At 50.2% G+C, this 15,195-nt stretch carries 12 protein-coding genes and 1 pseudogene; 8 read left to right on the forward strand and 5 right to left on the reverse strand.

Annotated elements, in window-relative coordinates:
- The first annotated feature begins 124 nt into the window (after positions 1-124).
- From MUG06_RS05295 to MUG06_RS05305, 3 genes are all read left to right on the forward strand, one after another.
- On the forward strand, positions 125-1,210 hold the full coding sequence (locus tag MUG06_RS05295) for an aldo/keto reductase (protein ID WP_243077947.1): 1,086 nt from the start codon (positions 125-127) through the stop codon (positions 1,208-1,210).
- Positions 1,211-1,403: 193 nt separating this feature from the next.
- Positions 1,404-2,285: an ROK family protein gene (locus MUG06_RS05300; RefSeq protein WP_243077948.1), complete on the forward strand. Its 882-nt coding sequence runs from the start codon at positions 1,404-1,406 to the stop codon at positions 2,283-2,285.
- Positions 2,286-2,430: 145 nt separating this feature from the next.
- Positions 2,431-3,531: an NADH:flavin oxidoreductase/NADH oxidase gene (locus MUG06_RS05305; RefSeq protein ID WP_215846828.1), complete on the forward strand. Its 1,101-nt coding sequence runs from the start codon at positions 2,431-2,433 to the stop codon at positions 3,529-3,531.
- A 100-nt stretch (positions 3,532-3,631) separates the two neighbouring features.
- Here the strand turns inward: MUG06_RS05305 and MUG06_RS05310 are convergent, their stop codons facing one another.
- Positions 3,632-3,931 (reverse strand): putative quinol monooxygenase, encoded by a 300-nt coding sequence (locus MUG06_RS05310; protein ID WP_243077949.1) that lies wholly within the window; start codon positions 3,929-3,931, stop codon positions 3,632-3,634.
- 329 nt (positions 3,932-4,260) lie between these two features.
- Here MUG06_RS05310 and MUG06_RS05315 point away from each other — a divergent pair, with 329 nt between their 5' ends.
- Positions 4,261-5,292: an NADP-dependent oxidoreductase gene (locus tag MUG06_RS05315; RefSeq protein ID WP_215846830.1), complete on the forward strand. Its 1,032-nt coding sequence runs from the start codon at positions 4,261-4,263 to the stop codon at positions 5,290-5,292.
- A gap of 210 nt (positions 5,293-5,502) precedes the next feature.
- On the forward strand, positions 5,503-6,282 hold the full coding sequence (locus MUG06_RS05320; RefSeq protein WP_243077950.1) for an A24 family peptidase: 780 nt from the start codon (positions 5,503-5,505) through the stop codon (positions 6,280-6,282).
- 165 nt (positions 6,283-6,447) lie between these two features.
- Here the strand turns inward: MUG06_RS05320 and lafU are convergent, their stop codons facing one another.
- Positions 6,448-7,335, reverse strand: a complete 888-nt coding sequence (gene lafU / locus MUG06_RS05325; RefSeq protein WP_243077951.1) for a putative lateral flagellar export/assembly protein LafU — start codon at positions 7,333-7,335, stop codon at positions 6,448-6,450.
- Here lafU and MUG06_RS05330 point away from each other — a divergent pair.
- Together MUG06_RS05330 and MUG06_RS05335 are read left to right on the forward strand one after the other, a co-directional pair.
- Positions 7,325-9,040 (forward strand): annotated as a pseudogene (locus tag MUG06_RS05330) (FHIPEP family type III secretion protein); the annotation flags it as partial. The gene lafU and the pseudogene MUG06_RS05330 overlap by 11 nt on opposite strands.
- A gap of 281 nt (positions 9,041-9,321) precedes the next feature.
- Entirely contained in the window at positions 9,322-9,531 is a 210-nt protein-coding gene (locus tag MUG06_RS05335; RefSeq protein WP_215846832.1) for a hypothetical protein, read from the forward strand.
- 131 nt (positions 9,532-9,662) lie between these two features.
- Here the strand turns inward: MUG06_RS05335 and MUG06_RS05340 are convergent, their stop codons facing one another.
- The gene (locus tag MUG06_RS05340) at positions 9,663-10,127 is read right to left on the reverse strand and encodes a YlaC family protein (protein ID WP_243077952.1); all 465 of its coding nucleotides are present in this window, start codon (positions 10,125-10,127) and stop codon (positions 9,663-9,665) included.
- A gap of 404 nt (positions 10,128-10,531) precedes the next feature.
- On the opposite strand from MUG06_RS05340, the gene MUG06_RS05345 reads away from it, so the two are divergent.
- Entirely contained in the window at positions 10,532-10,924 is a 393-nt protein-coding gene (locus MUG06_RS05345; RefSeq protein WP_243077953.1) for a GFA family protein, read from the forward strand.
- A gap of 54 nt (positions 10,925-10,978) precedes the next feature.
- On the opposite strand, the gene MUG06_RS05350 is transcribed toward MUG06_RS05345, so the two are convergent.
- Both MUG06_RS05350 and MUG06_RS05355 read right to left on the reverse strand, forming a co-directional pair.
- Positions 10,979-11,968 carry a hypothetical protein gene (locus MUG06_RS05350; protein ID WP_243077954.1) on the reverse strand — a complete coding sequence of 330 codons (990 nt, stop codon included), beginning with the start codon at positions 11,966-11,968 and terminating at the stop codon, positions 10,979-10,981.
- Between the two features lie 184 nt (positions 11,969-12,152).
- Complete coding sequence (locus MUG06_RS05355; RefSeq protein ID WP_243077955.1) at positions 12,153-14,513, reverse strand: membrane-bound PQQ-dependent dehydrogenase, glucose/quinate/shikimate family; 2,361 nt, start codon at positions 14,511-14,513, stop codon at positions 12,153-12,155.
- Between the last annotated feature and the right edge of the window lie 682 nt (positions 14,514-15,195).

The following is a 15,195-nucleotide window of genomic DNA, read 5'->3' on the forward strand; positions in this document are numbered from 1 at the left end:
TTGCAACAATCACAGATGCTTTCTACCCTTTCCTTCCATCACATTTATAACAAGACGTTTATCACAAGAAGATGCTTGCCCTCTGTGCCAAACCGCTTAATTAACCAGAAAGGGAGAATGAAATATGCAGTACAACAAGCTAGGTCATTCAGGATTACTGGTCTCGCAGTTCGCCTTGGGCACGGTGCCATTCGCAGGTAAAGCTGGGTTTGAAAAAACCGGTAACGTTGATGCAAAAGAAGCGCGCCGGTTTATCGACATTGCGCTGGATTATGGCGTGAATATGATCGATACCGCTGATCTTTACTCAATGGGCGGCGCAGAACAGGTTGTGGGTGATGCGTTGGGCGACAAGCGCGACAGCGTTATTCTTACATCTAAAGCGCGCAGTCCGCTGGGCGACGATCCTAACAACAGCGGTGCGAGCCGTTATCATTTAATCAGAGCCTGTGAAGCGAGCCTGCGCCGGTTGAAAACCGATCACATCGATTTATATCAAATCCACAATTGGGATGGTGTTACGCCCGTTGAAGAAACGCTTAGAGCGTTAGAGGATTTAGTAAAAAGCGGGAAAATCCGCTATTTCGGCACCTCAAACTACACGGCATGGCAAATGATGAAGACGCTGGGTTGCGCTGAAAAATATAACCTTCTCAAACCCATCAGCCAGCAAATTTATTACACGCCTGAATCGCGTGAAGCAGAATATGAACTGCTGCCGATGGCACGGGATCAAGATATTGGCACGCTGGTCTGGGGCCCACTTGGTGAAGGTTTGTTAACCGGAACGGTGCGCCGTAATGTCAAAACGCCTGAATCGTCACGTCAAGGTAATGGCTGGCCGGAACCCTATGTGCACGATATGGAACACGCCTATAACGTGATTGATGTGCTGGCTGAAGTCGGTTCAGAACTTGATGCCTCAGTAGCGCAAGTTTGTCTGGCTTGGCTCGCTACCCGTCCAGGCATCACGTCATTACTCATTGGCAACCGCACTGAAGCGCATTTGCGCGACAATTTGGCTGCCGTCGATCTGGTTTTAAGCGATGAACAGCGGCAGAAAATTGAACAAGTGACCCGTCCTGCTCCGCAATATCCTTACTGGCATCGGTTTACCAGCGGCATGGATCGTTTAGATGCCGCTGAAAAGCCATTTTTAGATGAACATCGGCAGACAATCGATAACAGAAAGGATTTGTCTGTTAAATGATACGGTTAAGCCGCCTGCCGGGCGGCTTATGCCCCACACATCCCGGGTTACTTCGATTGTTAGATCCTCTTTTCATCAAGCTTATTTTTAAGCGTGAAATCAGTGACTAAAGACGCTTAAACGCGTTTTAACGTTTGGTGTTTTCATCGCCCTCTATACTTCTAAGCGTTGATTGTCTTTCTGGGAGAAAAAAATGAAGATTGCGGCGTTTGATATCGGTGGTACTTCGTTGAAAATGGGTGTTGTAACTAATGAGGGTGAGATGCTGTGTCAGGAGAGCGCGGATATCTCGCACAATTCTCGCGATAAAATCCTTAATGAAATATTGGGTTGGTTGAAGAAAAACAGTGAGTGTGAAGGTATTGCGATTAGCGTGCCGGGTTACGTTGATGCACAGCGCGGCTTTATATCCATGGGAGGCACGGTCAGAGAGTTTGATCAGTTCCCGCTTGCCGAATGGTTATCAGAAAAAACCGCATTACCGGTGAGCGTCGAAAACGATGCGCATTGTGCCCTGCTGGCAGAATATTGGTTGGGTAAAGCCAGCAAAATGTCAGATTTTTTGATGCTGACCATCGGCACAGGCCTGGGTGGTGCCGCCTTTTGTAATAACGCCTTGATACGCGGCAAACGCGATCGTGCCGGTGAGTTTGGCTGCCTCCTCACCTCTCGCCCTGCCAGCAGCAATATCATGCATTACAGCATGAGTAAGACCTGCACCATGACCGCGCTGCGCGAGTATTACAGCGAGCAGAAAGGTTTATCTACTAAAGACGTTTCTGGTAAAGATGTTTTTGATCACTATGACCAAGGCGACGCCATCGCCAGCCGCCTGGTGACGACCTTCTACCAGGATCTCTGTTCTGGCATCTTTAATTTGGCCTCCATATTTGACCCCGAAACGATATTCATTGGCGGCGGTATTGCCGAACGAGAATCCTTTTTAGACGAGGTCAAGTTTCATCTTGAATGGTTCAGTCAGGATATCTCGATTGATACGGCAACCCACGGCAATGATTCAGGCATGCTGGGTGCGGTTTATCACTTCCTGCAAAGCCAGGATGTTGATAAATAACTGCGCGGCTCCGGCATGTCGCCCGCTTATCATTAACATATCTTGCTGTTTTTGCACCCTATTCATCTTTTAAGGCGCATAAGAAAACAGTCAGTTCTATAGTTGTTGAAGGCCATTTCAGTCGGTAAAGCAAAAAGAGGTTTTCATGAGTCAACTTTTCTCCAACATCAGCATTGGTCAGTTAGCACTGGATAACAGAATCGTGATTGCGCCCATGTGTCAATATTCTGCTGACGCGGGCAAGGCAACAGCATGGCATCGCATACACCTCGGTCAACTGGCCTTTTCTGGTGCCGGCTTGCTGATTATCGAAGCAACTGCCGTTGAAGATATTGGCCGCATTACCCCGCAGGATTTGGGGCTATGGAATGATGAAACGGAATCTGCGCTTCGCACAGTGCTGGAAGATATACGCCAATATTCATCTATACCGATCGGTATTCAGCTGGGTCACGCAGGTCGCAAGGCGTCATGTGCCGCACCATGGGAAGGCGGTGAGCAGTTAAGTCTGGATGCGGGTGGATGGCAAACTGTTGCGCCTTCAGCGCTGGCCTACAGCGAACAACAAAACCCACCTATCGCCATGGATGAAGCCGCTCTGGAGCGCGTTAAAAAAGCCTTTGTTGAAACCGCGCAGCGTGCCGTTCGCTTGGGGATTCAACTGATCGAGGTACATGCTGCGCACGGTTACTTATTGCACCAATTCCTTTCTCCATTATCGAATCAGCGCACCGATCAATACGGCGGCTCTTTAGAGAACAGAATGCGTTTCCCCCTGGAAGTCTTTCGCGCGGTGAGAGATGCCGTGCCAGAAAACATCCCTGTTGGCGTACGCATTTCAGCAACAGACTGGGTCGAAGGTGGATGGGATGTGACGCAATCTATCGCTTTCTCTAAACAGCTTGAATCACTGAACAGCGCCTATATCCATGTCTCCAGCGGAGGGTTGTCGCAGGATCAGAAAATTGAGGTCAAAGCGGGTTATCAGGTTCCGTTTGCCCGCGATATTCGTGAGCAAGTGACGATTCCAGTGATTGCGGTTGGGCTAATTACAGAACCGCAACAGGCAGAAACCTTGCTGCAAGAGGGCGAGGCCGATTTAGTGGCGCTGGCTCGCGGCATTCTCTACGACCCACGCTGGCCATGGCACGCAGCAGCAGAATTAAAAGGCAAAGTCAGTGTTCCGCCACAATATTTGCGCTCTGAACCGCACGGCGTCAAAGGCATACTGGAGTCAAACGAGTAATTGATAATGACTTATCGCAAAACGCGTCAGCGTCTTTATTGATGAAGGAATAAAAACGGGGCCATCGCGGCCCCGTTTTTTCATCGTACATTGATAACTCTTAAGCGTGTCCGCCTGCGGCCTTATTCAGAATGATCACCTCTGAAGATTCAATATGCGCTGGCAGATCGGCAAAAAGCTTAACGATATGGGGCGCTTCCAGGTGCTTTTGCAGCGCCTCACGCGACGCCCACTCTTCAGTCCAGACAAAACGACGTGCATTGTCATTGTCACGGTTGAGCTGATACGTAATGCAGCCCTCTTCCACCAGCGTCGTCTCAACCACGCCTTTGAACAGCGCTTCTACAACCTCTTCTTTGCCAGCTTTAGCGGTAAAAATAGCCACCACGGGTACGGTCATCTTTAACTCCTTGTCAAAAGGCTCACTCAAATGAAGCCCGAGCCTGTCGTTTGCAGGTTAGGGATTGTTGAGAACGCGTTGAGCGTTATGGCATCGCACTCTTGCGAGGCAATAACGTCACTTCAACCGCCGTTCGCCATGAAGCGTAGCCTCTTCAACGGGTTATGTCTGCGACATCCGTGCGGTAATACCCGTTTAAATGCGTCACGATAAAAAATTTCTTACCCCACAAACCGCTAATCCCTCTTGGTCAGGCTCTGCTAGACCTACACTCTAACGGAAGAACACCTTCGTTAATGCAGCACACTGAAGATGAAAAAGGAGAAACAATGTCGAATCAGCAACCGCAAAATCACGCATGGCTTTTGGCTTCACGTCCTGATGGCGAACCTACCAAAGATAACTTCCGTTTTGTTCAACAGCCGATTCCAGAACTGAAAGAGGGCGAAGTGCTGTTGCGCACCGCTTATCTGTCGCTGGATCCTTACATGCGCGGTCGCATGGATGACGGAAAGTCTTATGCCGCGCCTGCCGAGTTGAATGAACCTATGGTGGGCGGCACCGTTTCTCAGGTCGCCGCATCAAAACATGCTGATTATCAGGAAGGAGATTGGGTATTAGGCCAAAGCGGGTGGCAGGAATATGCCCTCTCCGACGGTTCCGGTTTAGCGAAGTTAGGCAATGACCTGCCCCATCCTTCATGGGCGCTGGGTATTTTGGGGATGCCTGGCTTCACGGCTTATATGGGCTTGATGGATATTGGGCAACCTAAAAAGGGTGAAACTTTAGTGGTTGCCGCAGCCACTGGCCCTGTGGGCGCAACGGTGGGTCAGTTAGGTAAAATGCAGGGATGCCGCGTGGTTGGCGTAGCGGGTGGTGAAGAAAAATGCCGCTATGCGGTAGAGACACTGGGCTTCGACGCCTGTATTGATCATCACAGCAACGATTTTGCTGAACAACTCGCCGCAGCCTGTTCAGATGGCATTGATATTTATTACGAAAACGTCGGCGGAAAAGTGTTCGACGCGGTGTTTCCTCTGCTAAATACCGCTGCACGCGTGCCAGTGTGTGGATTGGTTTCGGGCTATAGCGCAAAAGATTTACCGGAAGGCCCCGACAGAACGCCGTTAATTATGGCGGGCATCCTCAAGCGCCGCATCCGTATGCAAGGCTTTATCATTTTCCAGGATTACGGTGATCGTTATTCTGAGTTCTTATCCGTCATGACGCCGCTGGTTGAGAACAAGAAGATTCATTATCGCGAACACGTTATCGATGGGCTGGAAAACGCGCCACAGGCGTTTATCGATATGCTCAACGGAAAAAACTTCGGCAAGACCGTGGTGAAAGTTTCAGAGTAGCCCGTTGGCGTTACGCTAAGACGCTTCATTTATCCCCGTGTCAGCCCTTTCTGACACGGGTTAACGCAGCAAAATCTCAACGCTTCGGCGCAGCGCATAAAACCCAGTGAAATCCCCTGTAATCACCGAGACGCAATAGCGGCGGAGCGTGGTTGCGTTTACTGTTGCATCCACTCTTTCCGCTGCAATTGGTTCATCAGAGGTAACAGCATGGATGTTGACATCATTACCGGGTCGATCACTGTTTTCATTGCGCTCTCTGCCGGCAGTTTTATTAATGTGGTGGTCTATCGATTGCCACTACAGCTTCTTCAGCCGACGTCTCCGGTGACGCTCTGTCGCCCTCGATCCCATTGTCCAGACTGTAAAACCCCTTTACGCTGGCGCGATAACCTTCCTTTGCTAAGTTGGCTGCTGCTACGCGGTAAATGCTTTCACTGCCAGGCGCCGATTAGCCTGCGCTATCCGCTTACCGAAGCCCTGACCTTGTTAATCGGTGTCGTGTCCGCCTGGCAACTGCCACAGGATCGCTTTTTAATCATAGCGCTGGTGCTGTGTTGGACGCTGTTGGCTTTAACGCTGATAGATATCAAACACCAGCTGTTACCCGATGCCTTAACGCTTCCCTTGCTTTGGCTGGGTTTATTACTGCACGTTTATGCAGTGTTGCCGGGAAGTTTAGGCGATGCGGTTATTGGCGCGGCCGCAGGTTATAGCCTGTTGTGGCTATTGGCCACCAGCTATCGCTGCTTGCGGCGTTGTGAGGGATTAGGAATGGGCGATGCCAAACTGCTGGCTGCGCTGGGCGCCTGGCTTGGCTGGCAATCTTTGCCTGAACTGTTGCTTATTGCTGCCGGAGGTGGGTTAACCTGGATGCTGCTTAATCAATCTCTTTTCAACCAAGCCTTGTCCCGTGCGATTCCCTTTGGTCCGTGGCTTTCCCTGGCGGGGGCTGACCTGTATTTCAGCAATTGTCTATCGCGGCTGTAAAAACGTAATGCGGTATGGAGATTGCGAGCGGTGGAGCATCCATCCCAGCTGGCCTCTTTGAGTTTGATCGCTAAAAAGAACCGGTGGCACTTACCACCGGTCGAGCCAAATCGGCTCAATGGCACTTCGCTTCATGGATGACGACAAAACTGCCCTTTATTGCCGCTACCTGAGATGCTGAGTAATCGGCTTAACCACCTTTTCACCATTAACGCCGTAGAACTGGAAAAGAGAGTCTGTTGCGGCTTCGGTCAGTACCATGATTTCGATACGACGGTTACGATCGGCCAGCGGATTCTCCGTATCCAGCGGCATGCGTCCCGCCATGGCGTTAACCTGGATAATGCGATTTTGTTCCAGGCCACCCTGCTCCAGCGTACGACGCGCCGCTAAAGCACGATCGCCCGACAGATTCCAGTTGTTATAAGCCGCCTTGCCACTGTATTGCGCGGCGTCGGTATGACCGCTGATCATGATCTTGTTATCCAGGCGGTTAAACGCTGGCGCAAGTTCAACCAGCAACTTGCTGAAATAAGGGGTCAATACCGCGCTGCCTCGCGGGAACATCATGCGGTTACTGTCATCCTGAATCAGAATACGCAGCCCTTGCGGCACTTTTTCCAGCACTAAGTTGCCTTGGGTATTAAGGTTCTGCATGATTCGCATTATTAGCTGGCGTAACGCTTCCAGCTCGGTATCCGATCGACTTAACACGCTTTCAAGGCTCTCTTTGGGCGCGTTGTCTAAGGCGCTATCCAGCACGCTGTCAGCCTCCTCGCGAACGGGTTCAGACTGTGCTGCGAGGCTTTCTCCCACCAGCACTGCCCCTTGTTCCCCGGAATCTTGCAGCGGATTAAAGGAAGACTCGTTAAAAATAGAGGTGCCGTGCAGCTGTGCAACGATCTCTTTGCGCTCCTCTTCTGTTACCGAACCCATGATCCACAGCACCATAAACAGCGCCATCATCGCCAGTGTAAAGTCCGCGAAGGCCACTTTCCACGCACCGCCGTGATGTGCGTTGTGCGCTTTTTTGGCCGATCGTTTGATAATCAACTTTGTGGTGGTCACCAAAGGCGCAGAACGTATCTCAGAGGTCTCTGCGCGCTTTACGCTGGACGCATTGCCCGGTAAACAGATGGCGATTGATGCCGATCTTAATGCCGGTTTAATTAATCAGGAACAGGCGCGCGACCGCCGCCGCGATGTGGGTAACGAAGCGGACTTCTATGGTTCGATGGACGGCGCCTCTAAATTTGTTCGTGGTGATGCGGTCGCAGGCATCATGATCTTGCTGATCAACGTGATTGGCGGGATTTTAATTGGCGTATTCAAACACAACTTGCCCGCCGGTCAGGCTTTTGAACAATATGTTCTGCTCACCATTGGTGATGGCTTAGTGGCACAGATTCCGTCATTGCTGTTGTCAACAGCGGCGGCGATCATCGTGACCCGCGTCAGCGATGGCAACGACATTGGCGAAGAAGTTAAGTCGCAGATTTTGGCTAAGCCGACCACGCTTTATAGCGCAGCGTTGGTGATGTTTATCCTCGCGATTGTTCCTGGCATGCCACACACCGTCTTCCTGCTGTTCACCGCCCTGCTGGTGTTTGCCGGATGGCGTCAAAGCCGCCAGGTGGCAAAACCCACCCAGAATGCTGAAGAGATCGCAGCCCTGACTCAGGCACTCCAGCAGGAAGAGGACGTTGCGCCGATAAACTGGCAAAGCATTCCAATGGTTGAGCCGATTGGCCTAAACCTTGGTTACAAAGTGGTGCCGCTGGTTGATAGCTCACGCGGCAGCCCGCTGAAACAGCGCGTACGCGGCGTGCGCCAGGTGGTCTCTGAAACCAGTGGTGTGCTGCTGCCTGAAATTGCCATTCGCGAAGATTTTCGCCTTAAACCCGCCCAGTACGCCATTCAGATCAACGGGGTGCGCTCGGCAACCGGCGAAGTGCATCCCGACCGCCTGATGGCGATCCCGACCCCGGAACAATATGGCGAAATTGATGGTGTGCTGGATACCGATCCCGCCTACGGCTTAACCGTGACCTGGATTTTGGCTGAGCAGAAAGCCAAGGCACTCAATCTTGGTTATCAAGTGGTGGATTGTGCCAGCGTTATTGCGACGCACGTCAACAAGATAGCGCGCGAAAATCTGCCTGAATTGTTCAATTACGATGACATTACTCAACTGCATGATCGTCTGGCTGCGATGGCACCCAAACTGGCTGAAGATCTCAGTCAGGCGTTGAATCACAGTCAACTGCTGCGCGTTTATCGTCTGCTGCTGACTGACCAGGTTTCACTGAAAGATATCACCACCATCGCGACCACGTTGCTGGAATCAAGTGCCGTGACCAAAGATGCGATTCTATTGGCTTCAGATGTGCGATTCGCGCTGCGCCGCGCCATGGTGGCGGCTATCGCGCCAGACCACAAGCCGCTTTCGGCTTACACACTGAACAGCGAACTGGAGAACCTGTTGCTCAACTCACTCAATCAGGCGCAGCAGGCGGGCAAAGTCTCGCTCGACAGCTTCCCGGTGGATCCCAATATTTTGACGCAGTTGCAGTCAACCTTGCCGGTGATCACCGAACAACTGAAAGCGCAAAACCTGACGCAGGTCTTACTGGTTACGCCGCAACTGCGTCCGCTGATTGCGCGTTACGCTCGCTTGTTCGCCAGCAGCCTGCATGTGCTTTCTTACAATGAGATCCCGGATGACGCTAACCTGAATGTGGTTGGCGTGGTGGAGTGATTGACTGGACAGCCCTGACGTCATCCCTGGCATTATGTTGGGGCTGGCGTTTAAGTTTTTCTATTTTAATTAGAGTAAATCAACGACCGGTTAAAGCGTTTTCCCCTTTTTTTGCTAGCATTACCCAACTTGCAGTCAATTAAAACGGCACCAGCCGATATTTTTGATTAGGTGAAACGTGAAAAGTTTAAGCGAGGCCGTTAGGTTATACTTACCGCTGAAATTGGATGTTTTTGTTTGTCTTTTTTAACTACCTGAAAGGTCAAAATAAAGGAGCAATAATGGACGATGCTGATTTAGCTCAGGAACGCGAGGAAGCGTTGATAACAGCCGCACTTTCGGCCCGACAACCACGACTCAAAAGTCCTGACGGAAAATGCATCTGGTGCAAAGATGAACCTGTCGTATCAGATACCGCATTTTGTTCAGCCGAATGCGGTGAAGATTATTCCAGGCATACGCGTGAGATGAAACAACGCATTAACGAGTAATTCAGTGATGACGCCATCCCAGATTTATTTAGGATGGCGTTTTTCTCTCTCTGCTTCATGGGGAAGAGACGAAGCATTGTGTGGCATCAAAGCGGAAATTAAAAACAGCGGCACTTACCAACAACACCCGTTTATTTATGTCTTAATCTGTAGATATCAGCAAAATAGAGATAGCCTTTCTTTTGGTATTGTCGGTCAAGAGTGGCTTTTTCCTCCTGCGTGAGCAGGTCTCCGCTCAATAGTTCTTGTATAAACGCTTCCCGAACGTGAACTTCCATATACCAGTCGCCGGTGTAACAGTTTTTCCACGCCCCTTTATCGATATCTTTGGCTTTATAAGAGGGATTGATATGGAAAAAGAAGAAAAAGTTAAGCACGAAAAAGATCAGGCAGCAGACAATGACTTCGGCTTTGCCAAAGGTATCGACATACAGAAGCACGCCCAACGTGATGAGAAAAAGAATCCACATCAGAGCATAAAGCCCTGAATATTCCTTGATAAAGGAGATATCAAAATAGGGTTTATCGTCTCTTTTTTCTGTTGTGTTAATGTGGTCAAGTTCGCGTTGTAATCTCTGCTCTAAGGGCTCAATCATTTACTGTTATCCTGCGCGCAACGGTAATTAAAATAATTTCATGCTGCATTTTACACCTAATCACCCCCGTCTTCCAGTTTCGAAAACCCCCACTTTAAATTATAAATCAATAGGTTAAATCAAATAATAATCAGCCAAAGATCCCCTATTCACGCTGTTCTCTGCCTAGCCGCTGGAAAAGCAGTGGAAGCAGAAGACCTTGAGGCGCTAGCGGTTATTTATCAGTGCGGTTTAACGGGAGCGACGATGGTTTCGCCTTTTGCTGTGTGGCGATAACGCTGCCACCTCCATCACACTACAGGTTTAAAAACTTCATCTTTATGCGCAATCGCTGAATAGTAAGAACTGCCCTGTTTCGACCTAAGGGTAACTATTCCACTTCCTTTATTTTGAGGAGATAGCGTATGGAAAAATTTACGGGCGGTTGCCTGTGCGGCAATGTGCGTATTGAGGCTTCAGGACTTCCCTACCGGGTTGGCCTGTGCCACTGCCTTGACTGCCGTAAGCATCATGGCGCGCTTTTTCACGCCTCTGCCATATTCCCTCAGCAGGCGGTGACCATTGTGGGAGAAACGCGTGACTATGCTGGACGCTTTTTCTGTCCACACTGCGGCTCGTCTGTTTTCGCACGCTCCGACGATGAAATCGAAGTAAATCTGGGATCGTTGGATAGCGCCGACCAGTTAAAGCCGACTTACGAAAGTTGGATCGTGCGTCGTGAATCCTGGTTGCCTCCGTTTCCGCTGATAAGGCGTTATGAAGGCGACCGTGACGCCACAAGCCGATTTGAAGATTAAATCGGCGGACGTTGATGACGCCAACCTGAATAAGATCGACGTGGTCAGCGTGATTTACTGCGTAACAATAAAGTGGCTGCGCCATCCCTGAATCGTTTTAGGGATAGCGCTTTTGTCTTCCTGATTGGTCAGGTAATGGAATTCCAGTTTGTTCTGCGCATTGGGCGCAACACGCATTGCCCAAATACTGCCACTTGGGTTGTACATGATGATTGCCGCACGGCGATTGGCTTCGCCAATGACGCGCAAAGTCATGGCTTTCGCTGACACATTATCCAGATCTTGGGTGTAATGCAGGGCATTAGCCGTGGCGACGTATTGCGCATATTCGTCACCTGCCAACTGGCGAAACGCACTGTCCAGTTTTTCATCGGGTAAGATTCCTGTATTCAGCAGCGTCGAGGCTGGACGGGGATCGTGATCTCCCCTTACATAAACGCCATCAGGCCGTACGTCGGTGGGGAAAAGTAATGCGCAACTGCCATTGCTTTGTGTGCTGACTTCCAGATTGCCGTCTTGACGCGGTACCACAATCATGGCGCAATTTTCTGCCCCGTTGATATTGTTGACATAGAGCACGCCATAGTAGCGGCGCGCTTCGCTATCGATATCAATTTTGTAAGCACCCCGTACGGCGTGCAGATCCAGTTCGGCAGAAAAATCACTGGCGTTTTTAATCACCAGACGTCCGCTTTCGCCATTGGTGGCGCTGACGTTCCACCACTCACCACTCCAGTCGATATGGCGATTAGCGTTAAACAGTTGGCCGTAACCCTGAAAATAGGCGCGCTTGAGGCAAAACGGGCTACTACAGGCTTTACGCTGTTGCAGCCACTCGGTATAGAGTTTGCCGTTGGGCTGTGCTTGCCCCACCAGCTGTTCAAGCCAGCGGGCATCTAAGGTGTGATCCAACCAGCGCAACTCGGGATCGCGACACACCATTTGTTCGGTCGGGCTGCTTGCACGCTGGCAATCAACTGCCTGCGCTGCGGTCGAGAGCAGCAAGACCAAACCTGTCAGCAGGAAGATAAAAAACGTTTTCATTTTTTCTCTTTAGTGGAACGTAAGGATAGCGAAGCGGCAGGATGCCAAAAAGGGCTGTAATTATAGGTTGAGGTGGCTGTTTTCGATAGCGCGAAGCTGAGGAATGGGTGTAGAAGTATTGAATTAAATAATCGGCAAATCAAAAAGCTGAGTGCCAGACACGCTGGCACTCAGCCTGTTACGCTTACTTCAGTCGGAACGCGACCACGCTGTCACCCGCTTGTGTACCCAGCGAGCCGTGACCGCCTGCGGCGATAACCACATATTGCTTACCATCTTTACCCATAAAGGTTGATGGCGTGGCTTGTGCGCCAGCAGTCAGTTCAGTCTGCCACAGTAACTCACCGGTGCTGCTGTCATAAGCGCGGAAGAAGTTATCTGCCGTTGCGCCGTGGAAAACCACATCGCCCGCAGTGACCAGCGGCCCACCGTGCGCCACCATACCCATCGGGAATCCGATTGGGAAACGGCCCGGCAGGAAGCTGGTTTTCAGGTTTTTGGTGGTGCCTACGCGGCGCAGCCATTCTGTTTTACCGGTTTTCAGGTCAACACCCACCATGCGTCCCCACGGCGGCGCGATACACGGAATACCGAGACCGGAAGCCAGCTGCTGGATATGAATGGCATAGTCTCCGTGGAAGTTTTCATTCCAGTAAGGCTGACCATCTTTGGTGAAGGTGCGCTGAGTGGCGGTCTCAGGCGTACGTTTGATCAAGTTGTATTTGTAGGCCAGACGAACAGGCGTCGCAATCAACATCTGACGTTCAGGATCAATAGCCACCGAACCCCAGTTAAACACCCCGATGTTGCCTGGGAAAACCAACGTGCCTTTTTCCGTTGATGGCGTCCATGGGTTGCCGTCGTAACGCAGTTCACGGAAATTCGCACGGCAGCTCATCTGATCAAACGGTGTGATGCCCCACATCGATTTTTCAGTCAGCGGTTGCGGAATGAAGTTCAGGCTGGAAACGGGCTGCGTAGCAGCAAACTTCTCGCCTTCCACCCCACCTTCGGTTGAGACCTTGACTTGCTCAACCGGATAAACCGGTTCGCCGGTAAGACGGTTCAGCACAAACAGGTTGCCGGTTTTGGTCGGCAGAATCACAGCAGGCTGCGCATTACCTTTGTAGGTGATATCAACCAACGATGGCTGAGAAGGATTATCGCGATCCCACAAGTCGTGGTTTGAACTCTGATAGCGCCATTTGAAGGCACCGGTTTTCAGATCCAGCGCGACCAGCGCATCGCGAAATTTCTCGGTGTTGCTGTTGGCATCACGCTCAATGCCCACTTCGTCCGGTGACGCATTACCAAATGGTACGTACACCAGGCCATTTTTCAGGTCAGCGCTTAGCGTGCCCCATGCGACTGGCGTATCTTGTGGATAGGTCGCATCAGCCGCAACCGGCGCGGTGTTTTCCGGGTTTGCTGGATCGAAGTTCCAGACCAAACGGCCGGTGATCACATCATAAGCGCGAATCACACCCGATGGATTGCCGGTGTTAAAACCGTTATCCATCACCGAGCCCCCAACAATCACCAGATTGCCAGCGACCAGCGGTGCCGCAGTTTGCATTAGAGCGTGTGGACGCACTTCGCCCATATTGTCGCGCAGATTGACTTCGCCGTTCTGGCCGAAATCGGCGCAGCGTTTGCCGGTGTCAGCGTCAAAGGCAATCAGACGTGCATCGGTGGTCGCGTTGAAGATGCGCTTGCGACACATTGCGGGTTGCGCAGCACTGTTTTCTGCAGCCGCGTTGCTCTCTTCGTAATAACTCACGCCACGACAGGTTTGATGCTGTTGCAGATAAGAGCGATTTTTATCCGGCGTCGTTTTCCATTTCACCGCACCCGTTTCGGGGTCAAGCGCATGCACTTCGTTATGCGGTGTACAGAAATACAACATACCGTTGGCTTTCAGCGGCGTAGCTTCAAAGGTGTATTCGGTCGCGTCATCGCCCTGGCGCAAATCACCCGTGTGATACGTCCAGGCCACTTCCAGATCCTTGACGTTATCTTTGGTGATCTGATTCAGTGACGAGAAACGCAGGCCGTTGGTTGAACCGCCATACGCGCTCCAGTCATTACCCGCGCCCGTAGAGGCAGAAGGCGCACGCGTATTGCTGATAGTGCCCTGTTGCGGCAGCGGATCGTAAAAGCACAGGCCAATCACCAAGGCAACCATGATCACAACCGTACTGCCCAGCAGCGGATGGAAGCGGCGTTGACCTTGATAAAGCGGGCGGACGACAAACGGCAGCGCCAGCCATACGCCGATTACGCCAAACAGGTCGCCGCGTGGAATCCATTGCCACTTATCAAAACCGACTTCCCAGATAATCCAAAATAATGTGATCCACATCAGCAGTGCATAAAACGTTAAGGCGCTGCGTTTATTCAGGAACAGTAAAATTGCTGTGATCAATAAACCTGCCGCCATCAGCGCATAGAATGCACTGCCTCCAAGCAGCAGGAGTTCTCCCCCCATGTACAACATCACAACCGCGACGATTGCGATGATTACACTGGTAATTTTGTTAACCATGATCCTTCCTCAGGCCATCAATAATGATGATTACTCAAATAAAAACACATAAAATCAACGCGATTTTAACCAACGTAATGATTTTGTAAAATCACTGTAAAGGGCGAGTGTTTAGTTTAATTAACGAATTGGCGGGCGAATATTAGCGTAGCGGCGGGCTTTGAAGGCTTTTTGTTAAGACTTTTCCGTGACATTCATCACATAAAATTAACCATTTCCCCAGATTTATCGCATCTTTTGTGCAAAACAAGGATTAATTCTCTCACCCATTCGTACGAATCTTTACGTAAATCCTGTTGAAAGATCAAAAATGGTTTAACAGTTAATTCATGTTGTCCTGCAATTATTCTTAATAGCGGATGAAGTATAACGATCAATTTAAATTGATTTAAGAACCAAAATAAAATAATTACTAATATTTTCAGCGGGTTGAATTTTCAGCGCCCTCCATTCTCGTTATTGAAACTTATCATTCATCTCGACTTCTTCTTATTTCATAAAAATCATTTTTTAATAAAACATTAATTAATGATTGTATTTCATGCTCATTATTCTCTTTAGGATATTTCGCAGCTTTGAAATAATTCCTAACGTGTTATAGATAATATTAACATGCTCCTGATGATTCTCTGTTTTAACGCCACCAGAATGCGTTAAATCGCCACCTTAAAGGCAGGTAAAT

Origin of the sequence: Pantoea sp. MQR6, assembly GCF_022761075.1 — a bacterium.
Classification (GTDB): domain Bacteria; phylum Pseudomonadota; class Gammaproteobacteria; order Enterobacterales; family Enterobacteriaceae; genus Pantoea; species Pantoea phytostimulans.

Excerpts from the sequence above, each read along its gene's own strand:
- MUG06_RS05295 (WP_243077947.1), top strand. The coding sequence starts at position 125 with ATGCAGTACAACAAGCTAGGTCATTCAGGATTACTGGTCTCGCAGTTC.
- MUG06_RS05300 (WP_243077948.1), top strand. The coding sequence starts at position 1,404 with ATGAAGATTGCGGCGTTTGATATCGGTGGTACTTCGTTGAAAATGGGT.
- MUG06_RS05305 (WP_215846828.1), top strand. The coding sequence starts at position 2,431 with ATGAGTCAACTTTTCTCCAACATCAGCATTGGTCAGTTAGCACTGGAT.
- MUG06_RS05310 (WP_243077949.1), bottom strand. The coding sequence starts at position 3,931 with ATGACCGTACCCGTGGTGGCTATTTTTACCGCTAAAGCTGGCAAAGAA.
- MUG06_RS05315 (WP_215846830.1), top strand. The coding sequence starts at position 4,261 with ATGTCGAATCAGCAACCGCAAAATCACGCATGGCTTTTGGCTTCACGT.
- MUG06_RS05320 (WP_243077950.1), top strand. The coding sequence starts at position 5,503 with ATGGATGTTGACATCATTACCGGGTCGATCACTGTTTTCATTGCGCTC.
- MUG06_RS05335 (WP_215846832.1), top strand. The coding sequence starts at position 9,322 with ATGGACGATGCTGATTTAGCTCAGGAACGCGAGGAAGCGTTGATAACA.
- MUG06_RS05340 (WP_243077952.1), bottom strand. The coding sequence starts at position 10,127 with ATGATTGAGCCCTTAGAGCAGAGATTACAACGCGAACTTGACCACATT.
- MUG06_RS05345 (WP_243077953.1), top strand. The coding sequence starts at position 10,532 with ATGGAAAAATTTACGGGCGGTTGCCTGTGCGGCAATGTGCGTATTGAG.
- MUG06_RS05350 (WP_243077954.1), bottom strand. The coding sequence starts at position 11,968 with ATGAAAACGTTTTTTATCTTCCTGCTGACAGGTTTGGTCTTGCTGCTC.
- MUG06_RS05355 (WP_243077955.1), bottom strand. The coding sequence starts at position 14,513 with ATGGTTAACAAAATTACCAGTGTAATCATCGCAATCGTCGCGGTTGTG.